At 71.4% G+C, this 16,858-nt stretch carries 18 protein-coding genes and 1 pseudogene; 14 read left to right on the top strand and 5 right to left on the bottom strand.

Annotated elements, in window-relative coordinates; translation table 11 throughout:
- Nucleotides 1–124, top strand: a pseudogene (locus tag ON41_RS40170) (carboxylating nicotinate-nucleotide diphosphorylase); the annotation flags it as partial.
- 4 nt (nt 125–128) lie between these two features.
- Here the strand turns inward: ON41_RS40170 and ON41_RS12460 are convergent.
- Nucleotides 129–548 carry a tellurite resistance TerB family protein gene (locus tag ON41_RS12460; RefSeq protein WP_040747752.1) on the bottom strand — a complete coding sequence of 140 codons (420 nt, stop codon included), beginning with the start codon at nt 546–548 and terminating at the stop codon, nt 129–131.
- A gap of 364 nt (nt 549–912) precedes the next feature.
- Nucleotides 913–2,085, bottom strand: coding sequence for a winged helix DNA-binding domain-containing protein (locus tag ON41_RS12465; RefSeq protein WP_040747753.1), 1,173 nt, complete (start codon nt 2,083–2,085; stop codon nt 913–915).
- Between the two features lie 41 nt (nt 2,086–2,126).
- Here ON41_RS12465 and ON41_RS12470 point away from each other — a divergent pair, with 41 nt between their 5' ends.
- The 5 genes from ON41_RS12470 to ON41_RS12490 all read left to right on the top strand — a co-directional run bounded on the left by ON41_RS12470 (nt 2,127) and on the right by ON41_RS12490 (nt 8,266).
- Nucleotides 2,127–3,113: an alpha/beta hydrolase family protein gene (locus ON41_RS12470; protein WP_051161306.1), complete on the top strand. Its 987-nt coding sequence runs from the start codon at nt 2,127–2,129 to the stop codon at nt 3,111–3,113.
- 28 nt (nt 3,114–3,141) lie between these two features.
- Nucleotides 3,142–4,008 (top strand): arylamine N-acetyltransferase family protein, encoded by an 867-nt coding sequence (locus ON41_RS12475; RefSeq protein ID WP_040747754.1) that lies wholly within the window; start codon nt 3,142–3,144, stop codon nt 4,006–4,008.
- A 43-nt stretch (nt 4,009–4,051) separates the two neighbouring features.
- Nucleotides 4,052–5,812, top strand: coding sequence for a penicillin-binding transpeptidase domain-containing protein (locus ON41_RS12480; protein WP_040747755.1), 1,761 nt, complete (start codon nt 4,052–4,054; stop codon nt 5,810–5,812).
- A 241-nt stretch (nt 5,813–6,053) separates the two neighbouring features.
- Complete coding sequence (locus ON41_RS12485) at nt 6,054–7,616, top strand: serine/threonine-protein kinase (RefSeq protein ID WP_040747756.1); 1,563 nt, start codon at nt 6,054–6,056, stop codon at nt 7,614–7,616.
- A gap of 47 nt (nt 7,617–7,663) precedes the next feature.
- Nucleotides 7,664–8,266, top strand: a complete 603-nt coding sequence (locus ON41_RS12490; RefSeq protein WP_040747757.1) for a maleylpyruvate isomerase family mycothiol-dependent enzyme — start codon at nt 7,664–7,666, stop codon at nt 8,264–8,266.
- A 10-nt stretch (nt 8,267–8,276) separates the two neighbouring features.
- Here ON41_RS12490 and ON41_RS12495 read toward each other — a convergent pair whose 3' ends face one another.
- Complete coding sequence (locus ON41_RS12495; protein WP_040747758.1) at nt 8,277–8,684, bottom strand: PPOX class F420-dependent oxidoreductase; 408 nt, start codon at nt 8,682–8,684, stop codon at nt 8,277–8,279.
- A gap of 162 nt (nt 8,685–8,846) precedes the next feature.
- Here ON41_RS12495 and hisD point away from each other — a divergent pair, with 162 nt between their 5' ends.
- From hisD to hisH, 4 genes are all read left to right on the top strand, one after another.
- The gene (gene hisD / locus ON41_RS12500; RefSeq protein WP_040747759.1) at nt 8,847–10,184 is read left to right on the top strand and encodes a histidinol dehydrogenase; all 1,338 of its coding nucleotides are present in this window, start codon (nt 8,847–8,849) and stop codon (nt 10,182–10,184) included.
- Nucleotides 10,185–10,272: 88 nt separating this feature from the next.
- Nucleotides 10,273–11,412: a histidinol-phosphate transaminase gene (locus ON41_RS12505; protein WP_040747760.1), complete on the top strand. Its 1,140-nt coding sequence runs from the start codon at nt 10,273–10,275 to the stop codon at nt 11,410–11,412.
- An 11-nt stretch (nt 11,413–11,423) separates the two neighbouring features.
- On the top strand, nt 11,424–12,038 hold the full coding sequence (gene hisB / locus ON41_RS12510; RefSeq protein ID WP_373281342.1) for an imidazoleglycerol-phosphate dehydratase HisB: 615 nt from the start codon (nt 11,424–11,426) through the stop codon (nt 12,036–12,038).
- A complete protein-coding gene (gene hisH / locus ON41_RS12515) occupies nt 12,035–12,664 on the top strand; it encodes an imidazole glycerol phosphate synthase subunit HisH (RefSeq protein ID WP_040747762.1) in 630 nt (209 codons plus the stop codon). The genes hisB and hisH overlap by 4 nt, the downstream gene beginning before the upstream one ends.
- Nucleotides 12,665–12,875: 211 nt before the next feature.
- Here the strand turns inward: hisH and ON41_RS12520 are convergent, their stop codons facing one another.
- Entirely contained in the window at nt 12,876–13,355 is a 480-nt protein-coding gene (locus tag ON41_RS12520; RefSeq protein ID WP_040747763.1) for an Rv1363c family protein, read from the bottom strand.
- 230 nt (nt 13,356–13,585) lie between these two features.
- Here ON41_RS12520 and priA point away from each other — a divergent pair, with 230 nt between their 5' ends.
- Genes priA through hisI form a run of 4 tightly spaced genes read left to right on the top strand, consistent with a single transcriptional unit; the run spans nt 13,586 to nt 16,282 of the window.
- Nucleotides 13,586–14,317 (top strand): bifunctional 1-(5-phosphoribosyl)-5-((5-phosphoribosylamino)methylideneamino)imidazole-4-carboxamide isomerase/phosphoribosylanthranilate isomerase PriA, encoded by a 732-nt coding sequence (priA, locus tag ON41_RS12525; protein ID WP_040747764.1) that lies wholly within the window; start codon nt 13,586–13,588, stop codon nt 14,315–14,317.
- A gap of 4 nt (nt 14,318–14,321) precedes the next feature.
- Nucleotides 14,322–15,143, top strand: coding sequence for an inositol monophosphatase family protein (locus tag ON41_RS12530; protein ID WP_040747765.1), 822 nt, complete (start codon nt 14,322–14,324; stop codon nt 15,141–15,143).
- Nucleotides 15,140–15,913, top strand: coding sequence for an imidazole glycerol phosphate synthase subunit HisF (gene hisF / locus ON41_RS12535; protein WP_040747766.1), 774 nt, complete (start codon nt 15,140–15,142; stop codon nt 15,911–15,913). Before ON41_RS12530 ends, hisF begins: the two co-directional genes overlap by 4 nt.
- Nucleotides 15,914–15,934: 21 nt before the next feature.
- Complete coding sequence (hisI, locus tag ON41_RS12540) at nt 15,935–16,282, top strand: phosphoribosyl-AMP cyclohydrolase (protein WP_040747767.1); 348 nt, start codon at nt 15,935–15,937, stop codon at nt 16,280–16,282.
- Between the two features lie 8 nt (nt 16,283–16,290).
- On the opposite strand, the gene ON41_RS12545 is transcribed toward hisI, so the two are convergent.
- On the bottom strand, nt 16,291–16,794 hold the full coding sequence (locus ON41_RS12545; protein WP_246829515.1) for a MarR family winged helix-turn-helix transcriptional regulator: 504 nt from the start codon (nt 16,792–16,794) through the stop codon (nt 16,291–16,293).
- Nucleotides 16,795–16,858 lie beyond the last annotated feature (64 nt).

Consider the following 16,858-nt stretch of genomic DNA (forward strand, 5'->3'; position numbering starts at 1 on the left):
CGAGTCCTCGGGCGGGCTGACGCTCGACGCCGCCGCTGCGTACGCCGCGACCGGCGTGGACTATTTCGCGGTCGGCGCGCTCACGCACTCGGTGCGGGTGCTGGACCTGGGTCTGGACATGTAGGGAGTTACAGCCCGAACTCCGCCGGGGCCAGCCGCAGCACCCGGCAGCATTCGCGCAGCACCGCGGCCTCGCGCAGGTCGAATCCGCCCTCCGCCGCGGTGATTTCGAGACCGACGCGGACCGCGGCGCGCGCCTGCGCCGGGCGCTCGGTGACGCGGGCGACCTGCTGCAGCACGTAGGCGCGGCCGAAGGCGGGATCGAGGGTGAGGCGATGCCAGTTGTCCTCGAACAGGGTGCGCAGCTCCGGCGCCGCGAAGCCGTTCAGCGCACCGGCGGCGCCGATGCGGTCGGCGACCCGGCTCCGTCGCGTCGGGTCGGCGGCCCCGCTGGTGCTGACCAGCGCGCACACGCCCACGGCGGCGTCGCGGAACATGGTGTCGCGCAACGGTTCCGCCGTGAGTTCGGTGTCACTGGCGAGCGGCATGATGCGTCCCCCTGGAGTCGGCCGGGTGGCCTTCGTCGTGCCGGACCGGATGCCGACAGGCAGACGCTAACAGAGATCATCCGCGGCGAAAGCCCCGGAAGTCGTGGGGTCCGGCCGATGTGTGACGACTCACGAAGTCCGCGTGGTGATCCCGGCCACAGTACCGCCGGGATCGGGCGGTGGGTTCGCGCCGGGGTTGGGTCGTGGGTTCGCGCCGGGGTTGGGCCGTGGGTTCGCGCCGGGGTTGGGTCGTGAGTTTGCGCCGGGGTTGGGTCGTGAGTTTGCGCCGGGGTTGGGTCGTGGGTTCGCGCCCGGATCGGGCCGTGAGTTGTCGCCTGGATCGGGCCGTGAGTTATTGCCCGGGTCAGGCCGTGAGTTCGCGCTCCAGCGGCGTCCGGAACCGGGGTATGGCGCGGACGTCGCCGAACCACGTGCGCATCCGCTCGGCCTCCGCCGCGACTTGCTCCCGGGCCTCGGCGCCGACGTCCTCGAGGAGTCGCCAGACGATCTCGCCGTCCTTGCGCTGCGCCCAGCCGCCGACGATGCGGCCGTCCCACCACACGGTGGGGCCGACATTGCCGTTGCGGTCGAAGACGGCCGGTCCGTGCGGGCCGAGGAACCACTCCCGCGACTGCCAGCCCATCGGCGTGGGATCCAGCGCCGGGAGCAGTGCCGCCCACGGTTCCGGCGCGGCCACGTCCTCGAGGTCGTCGGCGAGTGCGATACCGGGCGCGCCGCCGAGGTCGACCTCGGCGATATCCAACCCCGCCACCGTCTTTCGCACCTCGCCGAGGGTCCAGCCGGTCCACCACTTCAGATCCGTGATCGGCGCCGGGCCGAAGGCGCGCAGCCAGCGGCGCACCAGTTCGGCGCGGGCCTGCTCGATCGGCAGGGCGGAAGATCGTGCGGGAAGCCATGATTCGATCGGGGACCAAGTGTACTGACTGCTCGCCCAGGTGCCGTTGGGGCGGCCGCGCACGATGTGCCCGGCGCAGCCCAGCGTCACCAGCACCCAGGTGGTGATGTTGGTGGGTTTGGAGTACGCCTTGCCGGGGGCGGTGTCGACCTGGGTGCGCAGCCGCGGCACCGCGGCCCCGAGTTGCGCGCCGGTCGCGCTGCCGCGGGCCAGCAGCGCGCGGTGCGTCTCGTCCTCCACCTCCGCCAACCAGCTCGCCACATCGCCCTCGACGACCTCGCTCAGGTAGCGGCCGTAGGTGCGGCGCTGCTTGTCCGCCAGCGCGTCGGCGACCGCGGATTGCAGCGCGGGCAGCAGATCCACCGGCGCCACGAACATGGTGCGGCGCATGGCCAGCATCCGCAGCAGCGTGCGGTCCTCGTACAGCGCCTTCTCCACGTGGGCGGGCTCGAGGCCCGACGTGCGGGCGGCCACCGACAGGAATACCGTCGCCGGATCCGTGGCATGCAGCGCCACCATCGCCTCGGCGACGGCGGCGGCGTCATCGGCCCGGTGCGCGGGCGCGAGCAGGTGCCGGACGGCCAGGCGCGCCCGGCGCTGGGCGGCATCGATCGAACGCATGAACGAATAGTAGTGCCTCGGCGGCGTGCGATGATGCGGCGATGACGCGTCGCAACCGCTGGCAGGTGCTCGGGCTCGTCCTCCTCGGCGTGCTGACATCGGCGATCGGTGCGGCACAGGAGGTTTCGGCCGAACCGGCGTGTTCGGTCGAGGTGCGCTCCGTGGCGCTGCCCGTCGACGGCGAGACGGCGACCGGCCGCGTCTACGAGCCCGCCGGGTGCGGCGGCGATCCGGGCGCTCTGGTCGTCGCGGTGCACGGCCACGACGGCACCTCCGCCGATTTCGCGGAGTATCTGACCGCTCTGGCCCGCCGCACCGCGAGCCCGGTGCTGATCATGGACCTGCGCGGCCCCGGCAGCGTCTGGGTCCCGGGCGAGTGGAACCTGCTCGCCGGGCGCGACGACATCCTGGCCGCCACCCGCTGGTACCGCGACGGCCACCCCTCGATCACGCGCACGGTGCTGTGGGGCTGGAGCCAGGGCGGTATCACCGGCGGGCTGGCCGCGGCTGCCGCGCCGCCCGGACTGTTCGACTACTGGGTCGACACCTTCGGTCCCGCGGACGACGCCACCGCGTGGCTGGGCGCCGACCTGGCCGGACCGGAACTGCGCGGTCAGATCGAGCGGGAGGCCGGCGGCTGCACGCCGGTGACCTGCCCGCAGGCCTACGCCGAGAGGTCTCCGGCGTTGCTGGCGGGACGCCTCGCCGTACGTCGCAGCTTTCTCGTCCACGGCCTCGCCGATTCCCTCGTGCCCTATTCGCACGGTCTCGAACTGCGTGCCGCGCTGACCGCCGCGGGTAAGCCGGTGTCGACGTACACGATCGCCTCCGGCCGCGATCTGACCGGGGCCGTGGTGCCGGGCGACCACTCCGTCGGTCCGGCGTGGTTCGAGGGCGGGTGCGTCGTCGAGCGGCTGCTGACCGGGACGGAACCGGTTGGCGAAGGCGACCGGGACTACCTGGTCGATGTCGCCCACGGTGTCGTGACCGCGCCGCCCGCGCCGCGACACGCGAAGTGCGGGGCATGATCGAGGGGACACTCGACGAGGAGGCACGATGAGTAAGCCCGCGGATCCGGCCTACCACTGGAACGGTGACGAGCTGGACCTGGACGCGTACTTCGCGCGCATCGGCTTCACCGGGGAGCGGGTGCCGACGGTGGACACGCTGCGGCAGCTCCAGTACGCGCACACCACCACGATCCCGTTCGAGAATCTGGAGATCATCCTCGGCCGCCCGATCCTGCTGGACGTGGAATCGTTGCAGGACAAGATGATCCGCCGCCGCCGGGGCGGCTACTGCTACGAGAACGCCGGGCTGTTCGCGGCCGCGCTCGAACGCCTCGGCTTCGGTGTCACCGGGTTGCACGGGCGCATCGTGATGGGCGCGCAGAGCGGGTTGCGCCCCGCGACGCACGCGGTGCTGCGGGTGACGACCGCCGACGACGACCGGGTGTGGCTGTGCGACGTGGGATTCGGCGCCGGACCGCTGGCGCCGCTGGAGATGAACCCCGCCGCCGGGGAGGTACTGGCCGGCGACTGGCGCTTCCGCCTCGAGCGCGGCACCGGCGAACTCGGCTCCGAGCTGTGGACCCTGCACCATTTCGCGCGCGACGGCTGGATCGAACGCCACACCTTCACCCTCAATCCCCAGTACCGGATCGATTACGCGGTCGGCAGCCACTTCGTCGCCACCTCGCCGCGCTCGCCGTTCGTGACCCGCCCGTACGTGCAGCGCTTCCGCCCGGACGTGCACCACGTTCTCGACGGCACCACCCTGCTGACCGAATATCCGGACGGCAGCTCCGAGACCCGCGAACTGGCGCTGACCGATCTGCCCGCGACGCTGTCGGAGGTGTTCGACATCGACCTGGACGCGGCCGACTCCGCCACGCTGTCGGGAGAGCCCGCGCTGTACCACTGAATTCGCGCCGAGCGGCGGTAGGGTCGGGCTCGTGCGCACCGGTATGAAACTGTTCGCCCTGTTCGCCGCCCCGGTACTGGCCCTCGCCGCCTGCTCCGGCGACACCTCCGCCGACCGCCTCGATACCGCCGTGCATACCTTCGCCGACGCGCTCAACCGCGACGACATCCCCGCGGCGGCGGCCGTCACCACCGATCCCGCGCGGGCGTCGGGCACGCTCGGCCCGCTGTTCGAGAATCTCGGCAAGGACGTGCGCTTCGACGTCGACACGATCGACAAGACCGACAACGGGGCCACCTTCGCCCTGGCCGCCACCTGGAAGCTCGGCCCGGACGGCCGCAACCAGTGGACCTACCGCACCACCGGCGACGCCACGGAATCCGGTGACAGCTGGCGGATCCGCTGGAATCCGGCGACGGTCGCGCCCGGACTCGACCAGGGACCGCTCAGCTACAGCGGCGTCGCCCCCGACCCCGCCGCGCGCGTCCTGGACCGCACCGGCGCGGATCTGCTCACCCAGCAGGTCGTGACACTCGTGAACCTCGCCCCGGGCGCCGACCCCGAGGCCGTCGCGGGCCTGCTCGGGCCGATCGATCCGAGCATCACCGCGGCCTCGCTGAGCGCGGAACTGGCCGGGGCGCAAGGGAAACCGGTCACCGCCATCGCGCTGCGCCAGGCCGATCTGGACCCGATCCAGGACCGGCTGGCCGCGCTGCCGAACGTCACCCTCGCGCCCCAGACCCGGCTGCTGACCACCGACAAGACCCTCGCGTCGCCGGCGCTGTCCGGGCTGTCGGAGCTGTGGCAGGCCGATACCGACGCGGCGTCCGGATGGGCGGTGCGCGCGACGACGCCCACGGGCACCCAGCGGGTCGGGGGACCGGATCCGAAACCCGTCGCCGACATCGCCGCCACCCTCGACACCGGCATGCTGCGCGCCGGGGACGAGGCGCTCGCGCCGATCCCGACCCCGGCCGCGCTGGTCGCCATCCAGCCGTCGACCGGCAACGTGCTCGCGGTGGCCCAGAATCCGGCCGCCGACGCCCAGGGACCGATCGCGCTGACCGGCCTCTACCCGCCGGGATCGACGTTCAAGACTGTCACCGTGTCCGCCGCGCTGCAGGCCGGGCAGGTCACCCCCGACACCCCGGTCGCCTGCCCCGGCACCGAGAACATCGAGGGCCGCCAGATCCCCAACGACAACAACTTCGACCTCGGCACGGTGCCGCTGCACACCGCGTTCGCCCGCTCCTGCAACACCACGATGGGCCGCCTCGCGGTGGGCCTGCCGCCCGACGGGCTGACGAAGGCGGCCGCGCAACTCGGCCTCGGCATCGACTACACCGCGCCCGGCATGACCACCGTCACAGGCAAGGTGCCCACCGCCGACACCCCCGCGCTGCGCGTGGAGGAGGGGATCGGCCAGGGCAAGGTCACCGCGACCCCGTTCGGCATGGCGCTGGTGGCCGCGACGCTGGCGCACGGTTCGGTGCCGAATCCGGCGATCGTCGCGGGCAAACCCGGTACGCCCGACCGCGTCCCCGAGCCGCTTCCGCCGACCGTCGCCGATCAGGTGAAGGCGATGATGCGGGAGACGATCACCGACGGCACCGCGACCCAGCTGCGCGATATCCCCGGAATGCTGGGCAAGACCGGCACCGCGGAGTACATCGACGACAAGCACGCGCACGGCTGGTTCGTCGGCATCGACGGCGATCTGGCGGTGGCCGTATTCGTCGCCGACGCGGGGAGTTCCGGCCCGGCCGTGGACGCCGCGGGCCGGTTCCTGCGGGCCCGGCGGTAGCGGTGCGCTCCCGAACCGCAGTGACGCGAAAGTGATCTCGGCCACAGGGGATCTCAGGGATATCGCGCGGTGATCTCACCCGCATCTCAGGCCTTTCGTACATATTTCACACGTATTGCGCTCCGGCGGCAGACCCGCCCGTCCGGCCCGCTACACTCGTCCGGGAACGCGCGGGCAACCCCGCGCGCGGTAAGTCACGGATCGCGCAGAAACTCGGAGTAGTGCCATCGAAACCGGCCAAGTGATCGCAGGGCATTACCGCCTGGTCGAGCGGATTGGTAGCGGCGGCACAGGCGTCGTCTGGCGCGCCGTCGACGAGCGGCTGGAACGTTCGGTGGCGATCAAGCAGATCCTCACCCAGCCCAGTCTCCCGCCCGGCGAGAAGGAGATCGTGCGTCAGCGCGCCTCGCGTGAGGCACGCAACGCCGCCCGCTTCCAGCACCCCAACGCCATCGTCGTCTTCGACATCACCGATCACGCGGGTGACCCGTGCCTGATCATGGAGTATCTGCCGTCGCAGAGCCTCGCGGTGGTGCTGTCGTCGCAGGGCACGCTGCCGCTACCCCAGGTGGCCCGCATCGGCGAGCAGGTGGCGTCGGCGCTGGTGGCCGCACACCGGGCGGGCATCGTGCATCGCGACGTCAAGCCCGGCAACGTGCTGCTGGGCGAGAACGGCACGGTGAAGATCACCGACTTCGGCATCTCCAAGGCCAAGGGCGATGTCACCCTGACCGCGACCGGCCTGATCTCCGGCACCGCGGCGTACCTGGCGCCCGAGGTGGCCCGCGGCGCCGAGCCGACCCCGGCCGCCGACGTATTCGCCCTGGGCGCAACGCTTTTCCACGCGCTCGAGGGTGAGCCGCCGTACGGCACCAACCCGAATCCGCTGGCGCTGCTGTACGCGGCCGCCAACGGCCAGCTCGGCGAGCCGCGCAACGCCGGCCCGCTCACCGACCTGCTGCTGTCGCTGCTGAGCTTCGAGCCGGAGGACCGGCCGAGCATGACCGAAGTACGCGACCAGCTGGCCGATTTCGCCGAATTCGGCGACGGCGCGGAGACCACCCGGATGCTGGCCACCCATCGGCCCGCCGGACGCCGCGCCACCCGGACCATCGATCGCCGTGCCGCCCAGGCCGACATCTCCACCGCGGAGATGATGGCTTCGGCCGCACCGGCTTCCGAGCCGGAGCTGCCGCCGGTGCGACCGGTCGCCAACGGTGCGGCCCACCACCCGCCGACCCGGTCCAACCCGGTGCGGTCGGCGCCGCAGCCCGCCCCGTCCGGCGGCGGCAAGGGTCTCGTCATCGGCGGCGTCGTGGTCTGCCTGGTGATCGTCGGCGCGGCGCTGTACTTCCTGTTCTCCCCGGGCGGCTCGAATCCGCCGTCCTCACAGGGCAGTTCGGCGTCCTCCAGCGCCGCGGCCCAGAGCAGCGCCCCGGCCTCGGGCGCGCTCGGCCAGACCAAGAGCACCGGCCAGGCGTCGGTGGGCGGGGCCGCGGACATGATCGACAAGTTCTACGGCGACCTGGTCGACCAGAGCTTCGGCGACGCGTGGAGCAGCCTGACCCCGGCGGCCCAGCAGGTCTACGGCAGCCAGTCGGCGTTCCAGGAGTACTGGACGCAGAACCGGGTCACGCGGTACTCGACCATCGAGGGCGCACGCGGCGGCAGCAGCACCAATTCCGATGGCTCCGTGGACATGTCGCTCGCCAGCGTCACCTACGGCGGCAAGACCACCTCGGTGCAGCTGCGCGTGATCGACTCCGGTCGCGGGAAGCTGCTGATCGACAGCGACACCAAGTAGCGCCGTCCGGGTATCGCCGAAGACGGAGGGGCGGTTAGCCTTTCGCGATGGATACACGGCAGATGCTCGCGGAGGAGCGCGCCGAGCTGGTCTCGGTGTTGCGCACGCTGTCCGAGGAGGAGTGGGAGACGCCGTCGCTGTGCGCGGGCTGGCGGGTCCGGGACGTGGCGGCGCACCTGCAGACCGATGCCGTATCGCTGGCGACCTACACGGGTTTCCTTGTGCGCGGGCGCTTTTCGGTGGACCGGGTGAACGATGTGCTGGTGCGCAGGTTCGCGGCGGAACCGCCGCGGGCGCTGGTCGACAGCCTGGCCGCGTCGAACGGCTGGTTCACCCGGATGGCCCCGGCCCTCGCGCTGGCCGACACCTTCGTGCACCAGCAGGACATCCGCCGCCCGCTGGGCCGCGACCGCGAGATTCCGCCCGAGCGCCTCGCCGCGGTCCTGTCGCATCCGGACCCCTTCGCCTTCCCCCGCCGCTACACCCGCGGCCTGCGCTACGTCGCCACCGATCTCGAGTGGTCGAAGGGCGACGGGCCCGAGATCCGCGGTCCGGGAGAGGCTTTGGCCCTCGCCATGGTCGGGCGGTCCGCCGCCCTCGCCGACCTGAGCGGCGACGGAATGCCCGAACTCCGCCGCCGCTTCGCCTGACGGCCGCGACTCAGTCGCGCTGGACGGCGTGCCCGGTGACGCCCGTCGGCCGGATCGCGATCGCCACGCGGTCCTTCGCGTCCGGCGGCACCTTCGGTCCGTTGCCGTACCGCTCCGACAGCCGCGAGTACAGCGCGCCCTCGGGATCGCCGTCGATGTGATCGACCACGCCGCGGACCTCGATGTACCGGTACGGATTCTCCGGATCGAAGATCGAGATCGAGACGCGCGGCTCGTGCGCGAGATTCTTGAACTTCTGCCGGAAATTGGTGTGGGTGAACCAGAGGAACTCGCCGTCCCACACGAACCACATCGGATTCACCTGCGGCGCGCCGTCCGGGCGGGTCGTCGCCAGATCGGCGAAGAGCGGCCGTTCCAGCAGGTCGCGAGCCTTCTCGGGGATCTCCGTCGTCGTCATCAGCCCTCCTGTCGCTGCGTGCACTGTCGCTGTGATCCAAACAGAGCGGGTGCGCGCGGAGGCGGCGGGACGCGCGACCGGCCCGACCCGATAGTCTGGTGGGGGCCGGGACCGCTCCGGCATCGCAGTGATGACCAGCACAGACAAGGATTCCGCACCGCTATGACATCCCGCATCGAGCTCGCCCGCGTCGATCTGCGCGGTCGCACTCCCGCCACCGCCGAGCTGCGCGCCGCGCTGCCGCGCGGGGGAGTCGACGTCGACTCGGTGCTGCATCAGGTGCGGCCGGTCGTCGAGGCGATCCGCGACCGCGGCGTCGAGGCGGCCCTGGAATTCGGCGAGAAGTTCGACGGCGTCGTGCCCGCGTCCGTGCGGGTTCCCGCCGCGGAACTCGAGCGGGCCCTCGACCGGCTGGAGCCGCAGGTGCGCGCCGCGCTGGAGGTGGCGATCGAACGCACCCGCCGCGTCCACGCCGACCAGCGCCGCACCGACACCACGACCGAGGTCGTCCCCGGCGGCACGGTCACCGAGCGCTGGGTGCCGGTCGAGCGGGTCGGTCTCTACGTCCCGGGCGGCAACGCCGTCTACCCCTCGAGCGTGGTGATGAACGTCGTGCCCGCGCAGGCCGCGGGCGTGGAATCGCTGGTCGTCGCCTCGCCGCCGCAGGCGCAGTTCGGCGGGCTGCCGCATCCCACGGTCCTGGCGGCCGCGAAACTGCTCGGCGTCGAGGAGGTCTGGGCCGTCGGCGGCGCGCAGGCCGTCGCGCTGCTGTCCTACGGCGGCACCGACACCGACGGCGCCGCGCTGGCCCCGGTCGACATGATCACCGGCCCCGGCAACATCTACGTGACGGCCGCGAAGCGCCTGTGCCGCGGCCTGGTCGGCATCGACGCCGAGGCCGGCCCCACCGAGATCGCGATCCTCGCCGACGCCACCGCCGACCCGGTGCACGTGGCCGCCGACCTGATCAGCCAGGCCGAGCACGACGTGCTCGCGGCCAGCGTCCTGGTCACCGACAGCGTCGCCCTGGCCGATGCCGTCGACGCCGCGGTCACCGCGCAGATGGCCGTCGTCAAGCACCACCACCGCGTCGCGGAGGCGTTGTCGGGCAAGCAGTCCGGCGTCGTCCTCGTCGACGACATCGCCCAGGGCCTGCGCGTGGTGAACGCGTACGCCGCCGAGCATCTCGAGATCCAGACCGCCGACGCGCCCGCCGACGCGGCCCGGGTGCGCAGCGCCGGCGCGGTCTTCGTGGGCGCCTGGTCGCCGGTGAGCCTCGGCGACTACTGCGCCGGATCCAACCACGTACTGCCGACCGCGGGCTGCGCGCGGCACTCGTCGGGGCTGAGCGTGCAGACCTTCCTGCGCGGCATCCACGTCGTCGAATACACCGAGTCGGCGCTGAAGGATGTCGCGGGCCACGTGGTCGCGCTCGCCGACGCCGAGGACCTGCCCGCGCACGGCCAGGCCGTGCGGGCGCGGTTCGAGCAACTCGGCTGATCACACCGCTGACGGAAAACCGCTGGCGACGGCCGGATAGGCTGGTAGCCGGACGGATGCGGTCGACACCGAAGGACTTCACACCCCCATGACACGAATCGAGGCGGCCGGTGCGCCGGGGTCACGGATCACCCTGGCGGACCTCCCGCTGCGCGACAACCTGCGCGGCAAGTCCCCCTACGGCGCGCCCCAGCTGACCGTGCCGGTCCAGCTGAACACCAACGAGAACCCGCATCCGCCGAGCCGCGCCCTGGTCGACGACGTGGCCGAATCCGTCCGCGCCGCCGCCGCGGACCTGCACCGCTATCCCGACCGCGACGCTGTCGCGCTGCGCACCGATCTGGCCGCCTACCTGACCCGCCAGACCGGCGTGCCGCTGGACGTGTCCAACGTCTGGGCCGCCAACGGTTCCAACGAGATCCTCCAGCAGCTGCTGCAGGCGTTCGGCGGGCCCGGCCGCAGCGCGCTGGGCTTCGTGCCGTCGTACTCGATGCACCCGATCATCTCCGAGGGCATCGACACCGAATGGGTGGAGGCCAAGCGCAACGCCGACTTCTCCCTCGACATCGACTACGCGCTGACGGCCATCGGCGAGCGCCGCCCCGACGTGGTCTTCGTGACCAGCCCGAACAACCCGACCGGGCACAGCATCCCGCTGCCGGATCTGGAGCGGATCCTCGCGGCCGCGCCCGGCCTGGTCGTGGTGGACGAGGCCTACGGCGAATTCTCCGGCGCGCCCAGCGCCGTCGAGCTGATCGACCGGTTCCCGGCGCAACTGGTCGTCAGCCGGACGATGTCCAAGGCGTTCGCCTTCGCCGGCGGCCGCCTGGGCTATCTGGCCGCCGCGCCCGCCGTGATCGACGCGCTGCTGCTGGTGCGGCTGCCGTACCACCTGTCGGTGGTCACGCAGGCCGCGGCGCGGGCGGCGCTGCGGCATGCCGACGAAACCCTCGCGAGCGTCGCCGAACTGGCGGCGCAGCGCGACCGGGTGGCCGCGGCGCTGCGCGATCGGGGCTTCACGGTCTCGCCCAGCGACGCGAACTTCCTGCTGTTCGGCCGGTTCGCCGACGCCCCGGCCGCCTGGCAGCACTATCTCGACCAGGGCGTGCTGATCCGCGACGTCGGCATCCCCGCGCATCTGCGTGTCACCATCGGCCTGGCCGCCGAGAACGACGAATTCCTGCGCGTGAGCGCGAAACTGGCCACCACGGACCTGGTCCCGGAATGACGGAAGCGAGCATGAACAGAATCGCCCGGGTGGAGCGCACCACCAAGGAGTCCAGCATCGTCGTCGAGCTGAACCTCGACGGCACCGGGAAGACCGATATCGCCACCGGCGTGCCGTTCTACGACCACATGCTGACCGCGCTCGGCGCCCACGGCGGCTTCGACCTGTCCGTGCGCGCCGAGGGCGATATCGAGATCGAGGCCCACCACACCGTCGAGGACACCGCGATCGTCTTCGGTCAGGCGCTGGGCCAGGCCCTGGGCGACAAGCACGGCATCCGCCGCTTCGGCGACGCCTACATCCCGATGGACGAGACCCTCGCCCACGCCGCCGTCGACGTGTCCGGGCGCGCCTACTGCGTGCACACCGGCGAGCCGGATCACCTGCTGCACACCGTGATTCCCACCAACGGTCCCGGCGCGCCGTACTCCACGGTGCTCAACCGGCACGTCTTCGAGTCGATCGCGTCGCACGCCCGTATCGCGCTGCACGTGCGGGTGCTGTACGGCCGCGACCAGCACCACGTCACCGAGGCCGAATTCAAGGCCGTGGCGCGGGCCCTGCGCGCCGCGGTGGAGATCGACCCGCGGGTCACCGGCGTGCCGTCGACGAAGGGGACGCTGTGAAGTCCATAGCACTGCTCGACTACGGCTCGGGCAATCTCCACTCGGCCAACCGCGCCCTGATCCGCGCGGGCGCCGACGTCACGGTGACCGCCGATCCCGAGGTCGCGCTGGCGGCGGACGGGCTGGTGGTGCCGGGTGTCGGCGCGTTCGCCGCGTGTATGGACGGGCTGCTCGGGGTGCGCGGGGACCGCATCATCGGCAAGCGCCTCGCCGGTGGCCGGCCGGTGCTGGGGATCTGTGTCGGCATGCAGATCCTGTTCGAGCGCGGCGTCGAATTCGGCGTCGAATCCGAGGGCTGCGCCGAATGGCCCGGGACCGTCGACCGCCTGCCGGCCGAGGTGCTGCCGCACATGGGCTGGAATACCGTGCGCCCGCCGTCGGACACCGTGCTGTTCGCCGGGATGGATCCCGACACTCGCTTCTACTTCGTGCACTCCTACGCCGCCCGCACCTGGGATCTGCCGGAGAACGGGACGCTGGCCCCGGCGAAGCTCACCTGGGCCGAGCACGGCGGCCCGTTCCTGGCGGCCGTGGAGAACGGCGCCCTGTGCGCCACGCAGTTCCACCCCGAGAAGTCCGGCGACGCCGGTGCGCAGCTGCTGCGCAACTGGGTGGGGTCGTTGTAGATCCGCGCGGCGCGGCGTGGGCGAATATTCGGCAATCACCACTTATCGTCGTAGCGACAGGATTGCTCGGCACGGTGGAAAGGGATTGCCATGGGCGACATTCCGGCTCTGCTCGCGACCGCGTTCGACATCCCGACCTGGTGGCGTTACTGGACGGCGGGCCTGGAAGGCAGCGGCTCGGCGGGCTTCTGAGGGCCGGGATTCCGGACGCTCAGCGCGGCTGATCGACCTGATCCACCCGCGCCGCCAGCCAGCGGCCGTCGACGTTGTCGAGGAAGACCCGCATATTCGACCGGATCGGCTGGGGCAGGCCCAGCGTGCCGTCGCTGCGCGTGGACTGGTCGACGGTCACCATGATGGCGGCGTGCTCCGGATCCGACGACTCGGTGCTGCACTCGACCGTCTTCGCCTCCGAGATGGTGTGCGAGGCGCTGACGTGGGCGTGGCGGTCGGCGCCGGATTCCTGGAACTGGTCGTGGAACGGGGCGGTGGAGCGGTCCAGCACGCGGCGGTCGTAGTCGCCGTAGTTGTTGAAGTCGAAGGTGGTGAACTGGCGGCCGAAGTCGCACGCGGCCAGCTGCGCGGGATCGGTGGGCGCCGCGATCGCCGGCGGAGTCACGACCAGCGCGGATACCGCGACGGCAGCCGGCGGCAGCGTAATCGCGAAATGGCGCAGCGTGATCCGGAGCATGGCGGAAATCCTTAGGTCGAGAGACTGACGAGAGATGGCGTGTCCGGCCCCAGGATACGCACGCCGACCGGGTGACCATCCTCTCGTTCGCGGGGCGGCACAGTGATCTACGAATAGCCCGCGGGACGGCCGGGCAAACCTCGCGGATCCCGGCGCCCCGCCGTGACCGGCGTCCTATTTGCGCCATCCCCGGCGCCGAGAGCGGGATCGCGGCCCAGTAGGCTGCTGTCGTGAGTCTTGTCTTGCTACCCGCCGTCGATGTCGCCAATGGTGAGGCCGTGCGCCTGGTCCAGGGGGAGGCCGGCAGCGAAACCAGCTACGGGTCGCCGCGCGAGGCCGCGCTGGCCTGGCAGCAGGCCGGCGCCGAATGGGTGCATCTGGTCGACCTGGACGCCGCCTTCGGGCGCGGCTCCAACCGGGAGCTGCTCGCCGAGGTCGTCGGCGAGCTGGACGTGCAGGTCGAGCTGTCCGGCGGCATCCGCGACGACGATTCGCTGAAGGCCGCGCTGGCCACCGGCTGCGCCCGGGTGAATCTCGGCACCGCCGCCCTGGAGGATCCGGAATGGTGCGCCCGCGCCCTCGGCGAATTCGGTGACCGCATCGCCGTCGGCATGGACGTGCGCATCATCGACGGCGACTACCGGCTGCGCGGGCGCGGCTGGGTCAGCGACGGCGGTGACCTGTGGGAGGTGCTCGAGCGCCTGGAGCGCGACGGCTGTTCCCGCTACGTCGTCACCGACGTCACCAAGGACGGCACCCTCACCGGCCCGAATCTCGACCTCCTGACCGAGGTCACCAATGCCACCGAGGCCCCCGTGATCGCCTCCGGCGGCGTCTCCACCCTGGACGACCTGCGCGCCATCGCGAGCCTGGTCGACGACGGCGTGGAGGGCGCGATCGTCGGAAAGGCTTTGTACGCCGGGCGATTCACGCTGCCCGAGGCGCTGGCCGCGGTGCGCTGAGGCGATGGACACCGACCGCACCGACCCGGCCGGACTCCTCGCCGTCGCCGGCGAGATCCTGGATTCCGTCGTCCCGCGCTTCGTCGAGGGCGTCGGCGCGCCGAGCGCGGTGTCCAAGGGCCGCGGCGATTTCGCCACCGAACTGGATCTCGAACTCGAGCGCACGCTGTCGGCACAGCTGCGGGAGCGCACGGGAATTCCGGTGCACGGCGAGGAGTTCGGCGGCCCCGAACTCACCTCCGGCACCGCGTGGGTCCTCGATCCGATCGACGGCACCTTCAACTACTCCGCGGGCCATCCGCTGTCGGGGATGCTGCTGGCGCTGGTCGACGGGGGCGAGCCGATCCTCGGGCTGACCTGGCTGCCGCTGCTGGGCCGCCGGTACGCCGCGGTGTCGGGCGGTCCGCTGCTGCTGGACGGAAAACCGTTGCCGCCGTTGGCCTCCGGACGGTTGTCGGACGCGATGATCGGCTTCGGCGCGTTCAATATCGACAGCCACGGCCGCATTCCGGGCCGCTTCCGGTTCGATCTGCTCGGTGCGCTGAGCCGGCTGTCGGGGCGGGTGCGCATGCACGGCTCCACGGGCATCGACCTGGCGTTCACCGCCTCCGGGGTGCTCGGCGGGGCGATCGTCTTCGGCCACCATCCGTGGGACAACGCGGGCGGGGTCGCGCTGGTGCGCGCCGCCGGGGGCGTGGTCACCGATCTGCACGGCGATCCGTGGACGATCACCTCCAAATCGGTGCTCGCCGCCGCGCCCGGTGTGCACGAGGAACTGCTGGAATTGATCGACAGCGCGGTCGAGGATTCGGAGAGGACGCCATGACCCTGGCCGTACGCGTGATCCCGTGCCTGGACGTCGACGCCGGTCGCGTCGTGAAGGGCGTGAACTTCCAGAACCTGCGTGACGCGGGCGACCCGGTCGAGCTGGCCGCCGCCTACGACGCGCAGGGCGCCGACGAGCTGACCTTCCTAGACGTCACCGCCTCCTCCGGCGACCGCGCCACCATGATCGACGTGGTGACGCGAACGGCCGAGCAGATCTTCATCCCGCTCACGGTCGGTGGCGGCGTGCGCACCGTCGACGACGTGGACCGGCTGCTGCGCGCGGGCGCGGACAAGGTGTCGGTCAACACCGCGGCGATCGCGAATCCGGAGATCCTGCGGGATATGTCGCAGCGGTTCGGCTCGCAGTGCATCGTGCTGTCGGTCGACGCCCGCGTCGTCCCCGACGGCAACCCGCCCACCCCGTCGGGCTGGGAGGTCACCACGCACGGCGGTAAGCGCGGCACCGGCATCGATGCCGTCGAGTGGGCCGAGCGCGGCGCCGAACTGGGCGTGGGGGAGATCCTGCTGAATTCGATGGACGCCGACGGCACCAAGGGCGGCTTCGATCTGCCGATGATCGAGGCGGTCCGCAAGGCGGTCTCGGTGCCGATCATCGCCAGCGGCGGCGCCGGGCGCGTCGAGCACTTCACCCCGGCCGTGCGGACGGGCGCCGACGCGGTGCTCGCCGCCAGCGTCTTCCACTTCGGCGATCTGACCATCCCGCAGGTCAAGGACGCGATGCGGGCCGACGGCGTCGTGGTCCGCTGACGCATTGATATAAAGGTCTGCATGAGTCTCGACCCCGACATCGCCGCCCGCCTCAAGCGCAACGAGGCCGGGCTGGTCGCCGCGATCGCGCAGGAGCGCGGCACCGGCGACGTGCTGATGATGGCGTGGATGGACGACGAGGCGCTGGCCCGCACCCTCGCCACCCGCAAGGCGACCTACTACTCCCGGTCCCGGCAGCAGTACTGGGTGAAGGGGGATACGTCCGGCCACACCCAGTACGTGCACGAGGTGCGCCTGGACTGCGACGGCGACGCCGTCCTGCTGGTGGTCGACCAGGAGGGCGCCGCCTGCCACACCGGCACGCACACCTGCTGGGACGGCGACGTCCTGCTGGCCGACCCCGCCTGAGGGCGGGCTTACTCCCCGTTCTCTGTCGTCAAGGGCCGGCCGGTGCGCCCGATGCCCCGGGCCAGGCCGGCGTCGAGCTGGGCCACCAGGAGTTCGCCGAGTTCCACCAGCCCCTCGGTCTGCTCCTCGTCCAGCCCGTCGAACACCAGGCCGCGCACGGCGTCCAGATATCCGGCCCGGGTCTCCTCGACCTTGGCGTATCCGGCGTCGGTGAGCACCGCGCAGGCGCCCCGCCGCCCGCGCAGGGATTCGCGGCGGGCCCAGCCCAGCCGCTCCAATTTCGTCACCACGTGCGACAGTCGAGATAGCGATGCATTTGCCTTGAAGGCAAGCTCGCTCAACTGCAACCGGTGCCCGGGTTCTTCTGTCAGCAGCGCCATGACGAAATACTCGAAATGTGTCACACCTGACTCGCGCTGCAGCTGGGTATCCATCGCCGCTGGTAGCCGAGTCGTCAGCGTGACAAGAGTCCGCCAAGCTCGCTGTTCGATGGGATTCAGCCACTTCGTCACATCGCGCCCTCTCAATGCAGCCGCGTGACCGTTTGTTCGTTAGCTGTGCTATCGAATATTGAAA

This window comes from Nocardia transvalensis NBRC 15921 (assembly GCF_000308875.1).
In the GTDB taxonomy this organism is placed as follows: Bacteria; Actinomycetota; Actinomycetes; order Mycobacteriales; family Mycobacteriaceae; genus Nocardia; species Nocardia transvalensis.